This window comes from Pseudomonas putida (genome assembly GCF_050990305.1).
GTDB classification, from domain to species: Bacteria; Pseudomonadota; Gammaproteobacteria; order Pseudomonadales; family Pseudomonadaceae; genus Aquipseudomonas; species Aquipseudomonas putida_AH.
On sequence record NZ_CP158817.1, the window covers coordinates 3,542,693 to 3,556,588 of the forward strand.

The 13,896-nt window shown below is 62.8% G+C and carries 11 protein-coding genes; 7 read left to right on the top strand and 4 right to left on the bottom strand.

Features of this window, described 5'->3' with window-relative positions; translation table 11 throughout:
• Positions 1–102: 102 nt before the first annotated feature.
• The 7 genes from ABTV22_RS15935 to ABTV22_RS15965 all read left to right on the top strand — a co-directional run bounded on the left by ABTV22_RS15935 (position 103) and on the right by ABTV22_RS15965 (position 7,450).
• Positions 103–1,185, top strand: coding sequence for an ABC transporter ATP-binding protein (locus ABTV22_RS15935; protein ID WP_433735465.1), 1,083 nt, complete (start codon positions 103–105; stop codon positions 1,183–1,185).
• 1 nt (position 1,186) lies between these two features.
• On the top strand, positions 1,187–2,104 hold the full coding sequence (locus tag ABTV22_RS15940; RefSeq protein ID WP_128605026.1) for an ABC transporter permease: 918 nt from the start codon (positions 1,187–1,189) through the stop codon (positions 2,102–2,104).
• Positions 2,101–2,889 (top strand): ABC transporter permease, encoded by a 789-nt coding sequence (locus tag ABTV22_RS15945; protein ID WP_175389431.1) that lies wholly within the window; start codon positions 2,101–2,103, stop codon positions 2,887–2,889. Before ABTV22_RS15940 ends, ABTV22_RS15945 begins: the two co-directional genes overlap by 4 nt.
• A 17-nt stretch (positions 2,890–2,906) precedes the next feature.
• Complete coding sequence (locus ABTV22_RS15950) at positions 2,907–3,974, top strand: extracellular solute-binding protein (protein WP_433735466.1); 1,068 nt, start codon at positions 2,907–2,909, stop codon at positions 3,972–3,974.
• A gap of 121 nt (positions 3,975–4,095) precedes the next feature.
• Positions 4,096–5,292 (top strand): amidohydrolase family protein, encoded by a 1,197-nt coding sequence (locus ABTV22_RS15955; protein WP_433735467.1) that lies wholly within the window; start codon positions 4,096–4,098, stop codon positions 5,290–5,292.
• Positions 5,289–6,776, top strand: a complete 1,488-nt coding sequence (locus ABTV22_RS15960; RefSeq protein WP_433735468.1) for an amidohydrolase family protein — start codon at positions 5,289–5,291, stop codon at positions 6,774–6,776. The genes ABTV22_RS15955 and ABTV22_RS15960 overlap by 4 nt, the downstream gene beginning before the upstream one ends.
• An 11-nt stretch (positions 6,777–6,787) precedes the next feature.
• Complete coding sequence (locus tag ABTV22_RS15965; RefSeq protein ID WP_433735469.1) at positions 6,788–7,450, top strand: flavin reductase family protein; 663 nt, start codon at positions 6,788–6,790, stop codon at positions 7,448–7,450.
• 671 nt (positions 7,451–8,121) lie between these two features.
• Here the strand turns inward: ABTV22_RS15965 and ABTV22_RS15970 are convergent.
• The 4 genes from ABTV22_RS15970 to lexA are packed head-to-tail and all read right to left on the bottom strand — an operon-like array spanning position 8,122 to position 13,853.
• Positions 8,122–11,220: an error-prone DNA polymerase gene (locus tag ABTV22_RS15970; RefSeq protein WP_433735470.1), complete on the bottom strand. Its 3,099-nt coding sequence runs from the start codon at positions 11,218–11,220 to the stop codon at positions 8,122–8,124.
• Complete coding sequence (locus tag ABTV22_RS15975) at positions 11,196–12,611, bottom strand: Y-family DNA polymerase (RefSeq protein ID WP_433735471.1); 1,416 nt, start codon at positions 12,609–12,611, stop codon at positions 11,196–11,198. Before ABTV22_RS15975 ends, ABTV22_RS15970 begins: the two co-directional genes overlap by 25 nt.
• Positions 12,612–12,618: 7 nt before the next feature.
• On the bottom strand, positions 12,619–13,236 hold the full coding sequence (imuA, locus tag ABTV22_RS15980) for a translesion DNA synthesis-associated protein ImuA (RefSeq protein WP_433735472.1): 618 nt from the start codon (positions 13,234–13,236) through the stop codon (positions 12,619–12,621).
• Positions 13,236–13,853 (bottom strand): transcriptional repressor LexA, encoded by a 618-nt coding sequence (lexA, locus tag ABTV22_RS15985; RefSeq protein ID WP_433735473.1) that lies wholly within the window; start codon positions 13,851–13,853, stop codon positions 13,236–13,238. Before lexA ends, imuA begins: the two co-directional genes overlap by 1 nt.
• Positions 13,854–13,896 lie beyond the last annotated feature (43 nt).

Consider the following 13,896-nt stretch of genomic DNA (forward strand, 5'->3'; position numbering starts at 1 on the left):
GAATGCACAGCCTTGAAAAAGGGGGTTGCACCGGCAGATTAATCCGGGTATTTCTAAATTGCATCCAGATTTTGCATACAATAATTAGAGGAATGCACCATTATGGGTCATCCAGTTGCAATCGAAGTGCGTAACGTCTCAAAACGCTATTCAGACGATCCAGGATTGGCGCCAGCCCTGGACAACGTCTCGGTCGACATTGCCGACAACGAGTTCTTCACCCTGCTCGGCCCCTCCGGCTGCGGCAAGACCACTTTGCTGCGCACCATCGCCGGCTTCGAGCATGTCAGCGACGGTGAAATCCGCCTCGCAGGCGAGCCGGTCAACGACCTGCCGCCCTTCAAGCGCCGGGTCAATACGGTGTTCCAGAGTTACGCACTGTTTCCACATATGACTGTTGCCCAGAATATCGCCTTCGGCCTCGAGATGCAGGGTCTTGATCGCAAGCAGATCCCGCAGCGGGTCGATGAAATGCTGGCGTTGGTGCAAATGCAGCACCTGGCGCGGCGCAAACCGGCGGAATTGTCCGGCGGCCAACAACAACGGGTGGCGCTGGCCCGAGCCTTGGCGCCGAAACCAAAAGTGCTGCTGCTCGATGAACCGCTGTCGGCGCTGGATCTGAAGCTGCGCAAGGAAATGCAGGTCGAACTCAAGCGCGTGCAGAAAGAAGCCGGGATCACCTTCATTTTCGTCACCCACGACCAGGAAGAAGCCCTGACCCTGTCCGATCGCATCGCGGTCATGTCTGCCGGCAAGATCCTGCAGATCGGTACGCCAAACGACATTTACGAACGGCCGCAGCATCAGTTCGTCGCGCAGTTCATCGGTGACATCAACTTCCTGCCCGGCCACCTCAAGCGTGGCCAGCACAACGAAAACCTGTTTGTGCCCAACGGCATGCCCGTGGAAATCCCCTGCCCGCCCCAAGGCATCAACGGCAAGGTGCAACTGGCGTTCCGCCCTGAACGTTCACAACTGGTGGACCCGGCGCAACCGCATCACCTGCGCGGGGTCATCGAAGCGGTGCTGTACGTGGGCACCGCCACCCTCTACCAGTGCCGCCTGAACAACGACATCAAAGTCATGCTGCGCGAAAACAACGAAGGCCTGAACCGCAACCGCGGGGTCGGCGATCGCGTGGCGGTCAACCTGCCGCCCCATGCCTGCCTGTTGATGGAGGCCTGAGATGAGCGTCAGCAGCACTTCCCCCGCCCTCAACCGGGCGCTGTTGCTCAGCCCGGTGGTTCTGACCCTGCTGGCCCTGATCGCCATTCCACTAGGCATCATGGGCTACATCAGCCTGTTGCCGCGCAACGTTTATGGCGGCGTCGACTGGCAGGCCAACTGGCAATTGCAAAGCTACGTGCAGCTGTTTTTCCAGGAAGGTTTCGACGGTGAGCTGGAACTGAACTGGGTCTACGCCCAGGCGCTGCTGCGCTCGGTGTTCCAGGCCGGCGGCACCACGGTGCTGTGTTTCCTGTTCGGCTTTCCGGTAGCGCTGTGGATGTCGAGCCTGACCCCGCGCCGGCGCAACCTGATGGTGTTGCTGATCACCATTCCGTTCTGGACCAACCTGCTGATCCGCAACTACGCCTGGCTGATCATCCTGCGCGAACAGGGCTGGGTCGCCCAGAGCCTCAATGCGCTGTTCCCGTCTGCCGGTGGCATCACCCTGCTCTACAACGACTTCGCCGTCAGTGTCGGGCTGGTCTACAGCTTCCTGCCGTTCATGATCCTGCCGATCTATTCGACCCTGGAAAAACTCGACTGGCGCCTGGTAGAGGCGGCCTACGACCTGGGGGCCAATCGTTGGCATGCCCTGCGGCGGATCATTTTGCCGTTGTCGATGCCGGGGGTGATTGCCGGCTCCCTGCTGGTGTTCGTGCCGAGCCTCGGCGCCTTCATCACCCCAGCGATTCTTGGCGGCGGCAAAACGCTGATGATCGGCAACCTGATCCAGCAACAGTTCGGCACCGCGCGCAACTGGCCGTTGGGCAGCTCGCTGTCCTTTCTGCTGCTGGGGATTTTGCTGTTGTCCCTGGTGCTCTACGCCCTGTATAGCCGCAGCGCCGCTAAAACTCTTCGCCGGGGAGCCACCGCATGATCGCCCTGCACCTGAAAAAACTGCCGATGACCCGGGAAGTCAGCCTGCTGATCCTGGCCTACCTGTACCTGCCGATCTTCGTGCTGATCGCCTACAGCTTCAACGCCAACCGCTCGGCAACGGTGTGGACCGAGTTCTCCCTGGACTGGTACGGACGCATTTTGGCCAACCCGTCAATCCAGACAGCGGCGCTGAACTCAATCATCGTCGCCGGCATCGCCACGGTCTGCGCTACCGCCATTGCACTGCTGGCGGCGCTGGCGACTTACCGGCCGTTCTATGGGCAGAAGATGGTCGAGGGCGGGATCAACCTGCCGCTGATCCTGCCGGAGATCGTCACCGCCGTCGCCACGCTGCTGCTGTTCATGGCACTGGGGATCAAGCTCGGTCTGCTGACGGTGATCGTCGCACACATCGGCTTTTGCATTCCCTTCGCCTACCTGCCGATTCGCGCGCGACTCAACGATCTGGACAAGAGCCTGCTGGAAGCGGCGAACGATCTGTACGCCAACCCCTGGCAGGTGTTTCGCCGGGTGACGCTGCCGCTGTTGTGGCCGGCGGTGCTGTCCGGTTCGGTGCTGGCGTTCGTGGTCAGCCTCGACGATTTCATCATGACCTTCTTCGTTGCCGGCCCCGGTTCCACGACCCTGCCGGTGTACATCTTCTCGGCGATCAAGGCCGGCGTGACGCCGGAGATCAACGCGATCTCGACCCTGATGCTGGTGATTTCCATCGTGCTGGTGGTGCTGGCCTTCTGGCTGGGACAGCGCGGCAAACAACAATAAGCCCGGAGACTTCCTTAATGAGCAAGAAAGTGAAAAGCCTGCGTTTTGCCGTTGCCAGTCTGGCCCTGAGTTGCTTTACCGCACTCACTGCGTTCGGCGCCCAGGCCGCCGAACCCAAGGAGCTGTTCTTCTACAACTGGACCGACTACTACCCGGTCGACCTGCTGGCCAAGTTTGAAAAGGAGACCGGCATCAAGGTCACCATGGACGGCTACGACAGCAACGAAACCCTGCTGGCCAAGTTGCAGGCCGGTGGCGCCGCCTATGACGTGATCGTGCCGTCGCAGTCGATCATGCGCACCCTGATCAACCAGAACCTGCTGCTGGAAATCGACACCCCCACTCTGCCCAACTTCCAGTATGTGAAACCGGCGTTCCGCGATCCGGCCTTCGACCCTGGGCGCAAATTCTCGGCGCCGTACTTGTGGGGCACCACCGGGTTCTCCTATGACAGCGCCCGGGTGCCTGGCGGCAAGCTGGATGACTCGTGGAAAGAGTTCTTCGAGCCGCGCAAGGAACTGCAAGGTCAATTGGCCGCACTCGACACCTCCAGCAGCGTGATCAATGCCGCCAGCCATTACCTGAATGTCGACGAATGCACCGAGAACCCGCAGGACGCCAAGCGCATCCTCGAACTGCTGCAAAAACAGAAACCCTTCCTGAAGATGTACAGCTCGGACAACACCGTCGACCGCATGGCGTCCGGTGAAGTGATCATGATGCAGAACTGGAACGGCTCTACCGCCCGGGCCACCTTGCAGAAGAGCACCATCAAATACGTGTACCCGAAAGAAGGCCTGGCGATGTTCCAGGACAACTTCGCCGTACCGAAAAGCGCGCCGCACCCTGGCAACGCCAAGATCTTCATCGACTGGATGATGAAACCGGAAAACGCCGCCGCCGTGTCCAACGCCATCGCCTACGCCAACGGCATCCAGAGCGACAAGCTGATCGACGCCAAGTGGCAAGTGATGGACGCGATCAACATGCCCGACGAATTCGCCTCGCGCCTGCGCCCTGAAAAGGAATGCAGCAACAAGGCGCGGGAACTGCAGGACCGAATCTGGGCCAAGCTCAAGGGCTGACTTTAGACCGAGTCGTTCCCATCGCCAGCAAGCCGGCTCCTACGGATACGGTGGTGTCCTTGTAGGAGCCGGCTTGCTGGCGATGAGGCCCTCCCAAACACCACGACATTAGAGGTAACCAATGACCCACCCCCGCTGGCTACGCAACGTACGCCCCTACGGCGCTCCCGCCGAAGACCTGCTGATCGAAAACGGCCGTTTCACCCAGCGTCGCCCGGCCTCGACCAGCGAACTGTTGGCCACCGACATCGACGGCCAGAACCAGTTGCTCACCGGTGCCCTGGTGGAAAGCCACGTGCACCTGGACAAAACCCTGTACGGCCAGCCCTGGCGCCCGAACAGCGCAGGTCCCACGCTCAAGGATTACATCGCCAACGAGCGCCGTGTGCTACGCGAAGTCGAAGCCCCCATCGCGCAACGCGCCGGTGCCTTGCTGGAAAACTGCATCGCCCGTGGCTCGCTGACGATGCGTTGCCACGTCGACATCGACCCGGAATTCGGCCTGCGCCATGTCCAGGCCATGCAGCAACTGCGTGAAAAATACCGCGACCTGATCGACCTGCAACTGGTGGTGTTCCCACAAACCGGCCTGATCAGCCGTCCCGGCACCGCCGAGCTGATGCGCGAAGCCATGGCCCTGGGCGTAGAAAACGTCGGCGGCCTCGACCCTTGCGGCATCGACAACGACCCCATCGCGCAACTGGACTTCGTGTTCGAACTGGCCAGTGAATTCAACCGTGGCGTGGACATTCACCTACACGACAAGGGTGAACTGGGCCTGTGGCAGATCAAGCTCATTGCCGACTACACCGAGCGCTTCGACCTTCAGAACCGCGTGATGATCAGCCACGCCTATTGCCTGGGCATGCTGCCGTGGAGCCAGGTAAAGCCGGTGGCCGAGCGTCTGGCGGTACTGGGGATTTCCCTGATGAGTTCGGCACCGGCCGATACCGCCGTGCCACCGTTCCTCGCCTTGCGCGAAACCGGCGTGAACGTTTGCCTGGGCTCCGACGGCATCCGCGATGCCTGGTCGCCCATGGGCAACGGCGACATGCTGGAACGGGCGATGTTGCTGGCATTCCGTTTTGACTTGAGCAAGGACCAAGAGCTGGCGGCGGCGTTTGATGCGGCTACCGTCAATGGCGCACGGGCGTTGGGCTGTGAAGGTTATGGTTTGGAGATCGGCCAGCCAGCGGACTTCTTGCTGATGCCGGTGCAGACCCTGGGCGAAGCCGTGGTGTCACGACCTGTGCGTCAGGTCTATCGCGCGGGTCAGTTGATTGCTGCAGGTGGCCGTTTGCTGGAAAGCCGTCTGTGAAGCGCATCGGCTTGCGGGCCAGTTGCGTGGTTGGCTTCGACGGCGCGCAGCATGTGTTATGGCGCAACGGCGAAGTGGTCTTCGCAGGCGCTCACATTGAGTTCGTCGGTCGAGGTTATGAGGGACCGGTCGATCAGTGGATGGACTATGGCAACGCGCTGATCGGTCCCGGCTTCATTGATCTGGATGCCCTCGGCGATCTCGATTCCACAGTACTGACCCTGGACAACGGCGACGAGCGTGACATGGGCCGGATGTGGTCGGCTGAGTATCTGGCGCGCGGGCCACGGGAAAGCTACAACTTCGATGAAGAGGTATTCAAATACCGCTACGCCTTCACTCAACTGATCCGCAACGGCATCACCACCGCCATGCCGATCACCTCGATGTATTACCGCGAGTGGGCGGAAACCTACGATGAATTTTCCGCAGTGGCCGGCGTCGCGACCGAGCTGGGGTTGCGCACGTACCTCGGCCCCTGCTACATGAGCGGCATGAGCTACTGGCAGGCCGACGGCACGCTGGCGCACCACTGGGACGAAGCACGAGGCCTGGCGGGACTTGATACGGCCGAGCGGTTTTTCCGGGATTTCGATGGTGCCAATGGCGGCCTGATTCGCGGCGCGCTGCTGCCCGATCGCATCCAGACCTGCACCCCGGCGCTGTTGCAACGTACTGCCGCGCTCAGTCGCGAGCTTGATGCGCCGATGCGCTTGCATTGCTGCCAGGGCTTGGGCGAAGTGGCGCTGGTCGAGCAACTGCGCGGCACTTCACCGCTGGGCTGGTTGCAGCAACTCGACCTGTTGACCCCGCGCAGTCTGCTGCCCCACGGCATCTACACCCGTGGCGACGATGACTTGCAGCGAGTGGTGGACGGTGGCGCCAACCTGGTGCATTGCCCGGTGGTGTTCGCCCGGGATGGCGAGGCGCTGAACGCCTTCGGCCGCTATCGGGCCAAGGGCGTCAACTTTGCTCTGGGCACCGACACCTGGCCTGCGGATTTGCTGGACAACATGCGTCAGGGTTTGAACATCGCGCGGTTGATGGAGGGCGGCAACGGGCTGACCAGCGCGCTGGATCTGTACAACGCCGCCACCCTCGGCGGTGCCAAGGCTTTGGGTCGCGACGACATCGGCCGTCTGGCGCCGGGGGCCAAGGCCGACATCACCGTATTCAGCCTGCGCGGCCTGCATCTGGGGCCGCTGTTCGATCCTCTGAAAAACCTGGTGCTGGCTGGTCGCGGTGACGACTGCATCGCCAGCTATATCGACGGCCGCTGCGTGATGCAGGACGGTCAAGTGAACGGTGTCGACTACCCCGCCCTGCAACGCCAGGCCCAAGGGCAATTCGAAAAATTGATGCGCAGTCACAGTGACCGGGCCTTCGGCCAGCCGGACTGGAAAACCCTGTTCAAACCGGCCATCCCGTATGCCGACGACTACAGCGCACAGGCGCCGCTGTGCGCCATCGATCCCCTTCTTTAGAGATGTCTGCCATGCAAAGCTTCGACTTCAGCCAGCTGAACCCACGGGAAAAATACAAGATCCTGATCGGCAGCGTGGTGCCGCGGCCGATTGCCTTGGTGACCACCGTCGACGGCGAAGGCCGGGTCAACGCCGCACCCTTCAGCTTTTTCAACGCGCTGTCCGCCGACCCGCCGATCCTGGCGCTGGGCGTGGAAAACTACGACGACCAGAGCCCCAAGGACACCACACGCAATATCCAGCTCAACCAGGAGTTCACCGTCAACATCGTCAGCGATGCCCTGGTGGAGGCCATGAACGTCTGCGCCGTGCCCTTCGCCCCCGGCTTCGATGAACTGACCGCCGCCGGCCTCACTGCCATCGCCGGCACCACGGTCAAATGCCCGCGCATCGGCGAAGCCCCGGTGGCGCTGGAATGCCGGCGGATGATGGCGCTGAACATCGGGCAGTCGCGGGAGATCATTTTCGGTGAAGTGCTGATGGCTCATGTGCGGGATGAATTGATAGACCCAGAAACTTTGTACATCGATCAATTGGGGCTGGATGCGATCGGGCGCATGGGTGGCCACGGTTACGCACGCACCCGGGACTACTTCGATCTTCCGACTCGCTCATTGCAGGCATGGACAGAGGCGCCAGGTGGCGGGGAACGGTTTTGGCCCATTGCCAAATAGCCAGCCTTCACACAAAACCTGTGGGAGCGGGCTTGCCCGCGAAAGCGGTGTGTCAGTCACATAAGTTGTTGGATGTGCCGACGCCTTCGCGGGCAAGCCCGCTCCCACAGGGTTTTGCGTTGATTGGATGATTCGAGCACGACCCAAATACCTGTAGGAGCGAGCCTGCTCGCGATGGCGGTGTCCCAGTCACATAGTGTGTTGGATATGCCGACGCCTTCGCGGGCAAGCCCGCTCCCACAGGGTTTTGCGTTGATTGGATGATTCGAGCACGACCCAAATACCTGTAGGAGCGAGCATGCTCGCGATGGCGGTGCCCCAGTCACATAGTTTGTTGGATGTGCTGACGCCTTCGCGGGCAAGCCCACTCCCACAGGGTTTTGCGTTGATTGGATGATTCGAGCACGACACAAATACCTGTAGGAGCGAGCATGCTCGCGATGGCGGTGCCCCAGTCACATAGTTTGTTGGATGTGCTGACGCTATCGCGAGCAGGCTCGCTCCCACAGGGTTTTGCGTTGATTGGATGATTCGAGCACGACCCAAATACCTGTAGGAGCGAGCCTGCTCGCGATGGCGGTGCCCCAGTCACATAGTTTGTTGGATGTGCCGACGCTATCGCTAGCAGGTTCGCTCTCACAGGGTTTGTGTGTTTCAAGGCGGAATCGGGATCAATGAAAATCCCGGCTGCGCACGGTGATGCCGTCGAGCAGTGGGCTCAGGTCACTCAGGCGCCCGGCGATCAGGTGGCGCACTTCGCCCTCCTTTTCCCAGCGCCCGTCGACCTTGAGCAGTTGTGAACCCACCAGAACACGGCGCTGGCGGTCGGCCAGGTCGCGCCAGACCACCACGTTGACGTTGCCGAACTCATCTTCGAGGGTGACGAAGGTCACACCACTGGCGGTACCCGGTCGTTGTCGTCCGGTGACCAGCCCGGCGACACTGACGGGTCGGCCGTGTTCGACGTCCAGCAATTCTTTCGAACTGCGGCAACGTCGGGCTTTCAACTCACCGCGCAGCAACGCCAGTGGATGCGGGCCGAGGGTGGTGCCGACACTGGCATAATCGGCGCGCAGGTCTTCGCCGACTGTGGGCTTTGGCAACTCAATTGCCACCTCCTCGTGACGGGACAAACCGGCAAACAACCCGAGCTGTTTCTCCACCCCCGCCACTTCCCAGCGCGCCCGGTGGCGGTCACCGGCCAACCCGCGCAACGCACCGGCATCGGCCAATTGCTCCTGGGCGCGGGCGTCCAGTTGCGCCCGCTCGCCAAGGTCCGCGATGTCGGCAAACGCGCCCTTGCCTCGCGCCGTTTCGATGCGCCGGGCGTCGTCTTCGCGAAAACCCTTGATCATGCGCAACCCCATGCGAATCGCCGGTTGCGCACCGGCAATCGGTTCCAGGCTGCAATCCCAGTCACTGGCGCGCACGTCCACCGGGCGGATCTGCAAATGATGCCTACGCGCGTCCTGCAGAATCTGGTCCGGACTGTAGAAGCCCATGGGCCAACTGTTGATCAGTGCACAGGCAAAGGCTGCCGGTTCATGACATTTCAGCCAGCAACTGGCGTAGGTCAGCAAAGCGAAACTGGCGGCATGGGACTCGGGAAAGCCGTAACTGCCAAAACCCTTGATCTGTTCGAAGATCTGCGCGGCGAACTCGGCGCTGTAGCCGTTTTTCTTCATGCCGGCGGCCAGGCGCTCCTTGTGCGGTTCGAGCCCGCCGTGGCGTTTCCAGGCCGCCATGGAGCGGCGCAACTGATCGGCTTCGCCGGGGCTGTAGTCGGCGGCGACGATGGCGATCTGCATCACCTGTTCCTGGAACAGTGGCACGCCGAGGGTTCTTTCCAGTACCACCTTGAGTTCTGGCGACGGATAGCTCTCCGGCTCCTCCTTGTTTCGCCGCCGCAGGTACGGATGCACCATGCCGCCCTGAATCGGCCCCGGCCGCACGATGGCCACCTCGATCACCAGGTCATAGAACTTGCGGGGCTTGAGCCTGGGCAGCATCGACATTTGCGCCCGAGATTCGATCTGGAACACGCCGATGGTGTCGGCGCGGCCAATCATGTCGTAGGTTGGCGAGTCTTCGGAGGGGATCGTCGCCAGGCTCAAATCCAGATTGCGATGGCGGCGCAACAGGTCGAAGCAACGGCGAATGGCGCTGAGCATGCCCAAGGCGAGGATATCGACCTTGAGCAGGCCTACCGCGTCCAGGTCGTCCTTGTCCCATTGAATGATGGTGCGCTCGGCCATCGCGGCGTTCTCTACCGGCACCAGCGTGTCCAGCGGCTGCTCGGAAATCACGAAGCCACCGGGGTGCTGGGACAGGTGCCGGGGGAAACCGATCAATTGTCCGGTCAGGCTCAATACCCGTCGCAATACCGGGCTTTCGGGGTCGAAACCGCCCTCCAGCAAGCGATCCACGGGCGGGGTTTCATCGCTCCAGTGACCGCAGCAATCGGCCAGGGCATTGATCTGATCCGGCGGCAAACCCAGCGCCTTGGCCACATCACGTACCGCACCGGCCGCGTGATACGTGCTGACCACGGCGGTCAGCGCCGCGCGTGACCGGCCATAGCGATTGAACACGTACTGCAAGACTTCTTCACGACGTTCGTGCTCAAAGTCCACATCGATATCCGGCGGCTCGTCGCGCTCCTTGGACAGAAAGCGCTCGAACAGCATGTTCATCCGATCCGGATCGATTTCGGTGATGCCCAGGGCAAAGCACACCGCCGAGTTGGCCGCCGAGCCCCGGCCTTGGCAGAGGATCTTCTCGCGCCGGGCGAAGGCGACGACGTCCTGTACGGTCAGGAAATAGCTTTCATAACCCAGCTCGGCGATCAGCCCCAATTCCTTCTCGATCAGCCCTCGCACCTTCGCACTGGCACCTTCGGGCCATCGCTGGCGAATGCCACGTTCAGTCAATTCTCGCAGCCAGGACGTGGCCGAATGCCCGTCAGGCACCAGTTCCCGAGGGTACTGATAGCGCAACTGGCCAAGGTCGAAGGTGCAGCGCCGGGCGATGACCAGGGTCTCGTCGAGCAAGGCTGGCGGATAGAGTTCGCGCAGCACGTCGAGGCTGCGCAGATGCCGCTCACCGTTGGGGTGCAAGCGCAACCCGGCGTCGGCCACCGGCAGGTGATGACGGATCGCGGTCATGGTGTCCTGCAAGGCCCGTCGTCCACGGGCGTGCATGTGCACATCGCCGCTGGCCACCGCCGCAATGCCCAGTTCTCTGGCCAGGGCCAGCAGATCGTGCAGGCGCCGGGTGTCGTCCTGACCGCGATGCAGTTGCACCGCCAGCCACAGGCGTTCGGCGAACACCTGCTTCAGCCAACGCCCCTGTTCGACGTCATCCACCGCGTCCGGCACCCACAGCGCCAACAGCCCCGGCAGCGGTTCGTTGAAATCCTCGCGCAGGATTTGATACTGGCCTTTCTGCGTGCGGCGGCGGGCCCGGGTGATCAGCCGGCACAGGGTCTGGTAGCCCTCGAGGTTCTCCACCAGCAACACCAGTTTCGGGCCGTTTTCGATGCGGATCTCGCTGCCGATGATCAGCGGCAGCTCCACGGATTTGGCCGCCTGCCAGGCGCGGACGATCCCGGCCAGGGTGCATTCGTCGGTGATTGCCAAAGCCTGATAGCCCTGCTTTTTGCCCCGTTGAAACAGTTCAAGGGCACTGGAAGCACCGCGCTGGAAACTGAAATTCGACAGGCAGTGCAGTTCGGCGTAGCCGGCGCTCATGCGAACCAGCCCTGCAACCACAAGGGGCCGTCCTCGCCGACCGCGCGCCAGGCCCAGCCCTGCTGGCCGGTGCGGGTTTCGATCAGGTAGTAATCGCGGCGCACGTCGTCGCCGTCCCACCAGCCGGACTCGATGCGCTCCGGCCCCATCAGGATGCGTGTGGAGTGTTCGTGCACCGCCAGCGGTTCGGTCAGCAGCCAGCCCGGTCGCTTCACGCCCGGCAATGGCCCGCAGGGCTGGTTGTCGGCACGGGCCTGCCAGGCGCATTCGGGTCGGTGATCGGCCTGAAAGCGCAGGCCATGCACGGCCTCATCCCCCAGCCGCGCGCGCAGGCGTTCGCGCAGTTGCTCCCAGGGCAAGGTTTGCTGCGGACGGTCATCGAACAGTTCCTGAAACTGCGGCACGAAGCTCGGCAAGTCTTCGGCGCGCAGGCGAAACCCGCGCACCGGCGCCTCGACCTGGACTTGCTCCAGCCGCCCACGGGCCAGCTCGAACAGCATGGCTGGATCACGCTCGGCGCTGAGCAGGCCAACTTTGATCAGTGTGTCCGGCAGCCCTGCGTGTTCCAGGTGCAGATCGAAGCGCTGCACCCCGCTGTCGCGACCGCACAGGAATGCCGACAGATCGCCGGTCAGGCGGCGCAATGGAAACAGCAGGGCCTGATGGGATTGCACGTCGTAGTTGAGTTCGATGCGCACATCGAAACGATCTGGTGGCAGATAAAACGCCAGCGCCAGCCGCCGTGTGCCGAACAAGGTGTCCAGATGCTTGAGCACCTGGGCCTCGAAACGCCGGGCCAGGCTCTGTCGTGGCAACGCCTGCACCTGGCCCAAGGTACGCAGCCCCATGCGCGACAAGGCCGTGGCGACGTTGGCCTCAAGGCCGATCCGGTCGACGGGCAATTGCCCCAGGTGGTACTGCAAGGCTTGATCGTCAGGCACCACCAGGCCGTCATAGGCGTTGGCCAGGATCCGTGCCGCCACCGGGTTGGGTGCGGCGACGATACGGTGGCGAAACCCCAGCTCGCCCAGTTCGCGGCGCAGGCGTGTTTCCAATTGCGCCCAGTCGCCGAACAGGCCCAGGCTGGACTCAATCTCGAACACCACCGCACGGGGGTAATGCACGCTGACCTGAGCACTGAAACGGTAGGCCCAGGCCGCCAGAAACTGTTGCCAATGCTCGATCTCGGCCACATCGTATTCCGCCGTGGCAAAGCCTTTGCTCAATGCCTGGGCGGCCGTCATCGACTGACCAGGACGCAGCCCCAGCGCCCGCGCCCCCGCGTTGACCGCCTGCAGCACCCGGCGTTGGGCCGGGCCGGTCAGCAGCGCCAGTGGCTCATCGGGATCGGTGCGCTGACGCAGTACCGCGTCCAACGCCAGTTGCGGGAACAGAATGCACACCCAACGCATGGCAACCTCAATGCCCCACAGCGAAGGCAATCGGCGCCGAGCGGGCCAGCCCGCCCCGGCATTTGAGCACGCGTAATTGCGCAGGCCTGGCGTCGATGGCGATGCGCAGGGCCGCCGGTGACGGGTTGATCGCTTCATGGATCGAGCGGTAGGCAAAGGCCAGAGTCGAGCCGGTTTCCGCGGCCACCTGCAAACGCCGCAACGCCCGGTCATCGGCCTTGTGCGGCCAGCACAACACCGCGCCGCAACTGCCCGAACGCAGGCATTGCTCCGCCGCCCACAGGGCATCGCGCTCGCTGGCCTGGATGATCGACAACTGACGCAGATCGACCCCGGCGCTCTGCCAGGCCTGGGGGTACGGCAAGAATGGTGGCGCCACCAGCACGATGCGCTCACCCGCAGCCGACAGCCGCGCCAGCGTCGGCCACACCAGTTGCAACTCACCCACGCCCTGCCCGGCCAGGAGGATTTCGGTCAATGCCGCCTCCGGCCAGCCGCCCGTGGGCAGCGCCGCATCCAGCGCAGCGTGTCCGGTGGGTTGCGGGCTGGCGGACGGCGGCGCAGGCCGGCCCTTCCAGACCTGGCCGCCATTGAACAACGTATCCAGCGCGACGACGGCCCCCATCAGCCTTGCCTCACCAGACCGCAGAACACCCCTTCGATGGCCAGGTCCCGGTCGGCTTCGACGATGATGGGCTGGTACGCCGGGTTGCGCGGCAGCAGGCGAACCGTATCGCCTATTCGCTCGAAACGCTTGATGGTCACTTCACCGTCCAGGCGCGCCACGACGATCTGGCCATTGATGGCCTCGGGGCTGCGGTGCACACCCACCAGATCGCCATCGAGAATGCCGTCCTCGATCATCGAATCGCCGCGCACCCGCAGCATGTAGTCCGGCGCCCGCGAGAAGATCGACGGATCGAGCAGCAATCGGCTATGGACCTCGGCATCGGCACCGATCGGCACACCCGCCGCGACCCGGCCGAGCACTGGAATGTCCAGCAGTTCGGGGCGCGCAGGCTGGCCGAGCAAGCGAATGCCCCGGGCCTGATGCGGATTGACCTCGATGAAACCGGCTTCGGTCAGCGCCAGCACATGCTTGCGCGCCACGCTGCGGGAGGCAAAACCAAAGGCCTCGCTGATTTCAGCGAGGCTCGGGGACTGACCGTGCTCGGCGATGCGTTCGCGGATGAAGGTCAAGATGGCGGTACGGCGGGGAGTGAGAGTCGTCATGGAGTACATTTGTACTCTTCTGCGAATTTTCTTACAAGATCTGTCCGTCTGC

Excerpts from the sequence above, each read along its gene's own strand:
- ABTV22_RS15975 (WP_433735471.1), bottom strand. The coding sequence starts at position 12,611 with ATGCGTTGGGTGTGCATTCTGTTCCCGCAACTGGCGTTGGACGCGGTA.
- ABTV22_RS15965 (WP_433735469.1), top strand. The coding sequence starts at position 6,788 with ATGCAAAGCTTCGACTTCAGCCAGCTGAACCCACGGGAAAAATACAAG.
- ABTV22_RS15955 (WP_433735467.1), top strand. The coding sequence starts at position 4,096 with ATGACCCACCCCCGCTGGCTACGCAACGTACGCCCCTACGGCGCTCCC.
- ABTV22_RS15945 (WP_175389431.1), top strand. The coding sequence starts at position 2,101 with ATGATCGCCCTGCACCTGAAAAAACTGCCGATGACCCGGGAAGTCAGC.
- lexA (WP_433735473.1), bottom strand. The coding sequence starts at position 13,853 with ATGTACTCCATGACGACTCTCACTCCCCGCCGTACCGCCATCTTGACC.
- imuA (WP_433735472.1), bottom strand. The coding sequence starts at position 13,236 with ATGGGGGCCGTCGTCGCGCTGGATACGTTGTTCAATGGCGGCCAGGTC.
- ABTV22_RS15950 (WP_433735466.1), top strand. The coding sequence starts at position 2,907 with ATGAGCAAGAAAGTGAAAAGCCTGCGTTTTGCCGTTGCCAGTCTGGCC.
- ABTV22_RS15940 (WP_128605026.1), top strand. The coding sequence starts at position 1,187 with ATGAGCGTCAGCAGCACTTCCCCCGCCCTCAACCGGGCGCTGTTGCTC.
- ABTV22_RS15935 (WP_433735465.1), top strand. The coding sequence starts at position 103 with ATGGGTCATCCAGTTGCAATCGAAGTGCGTAACGTCTCAAAACGCTAT.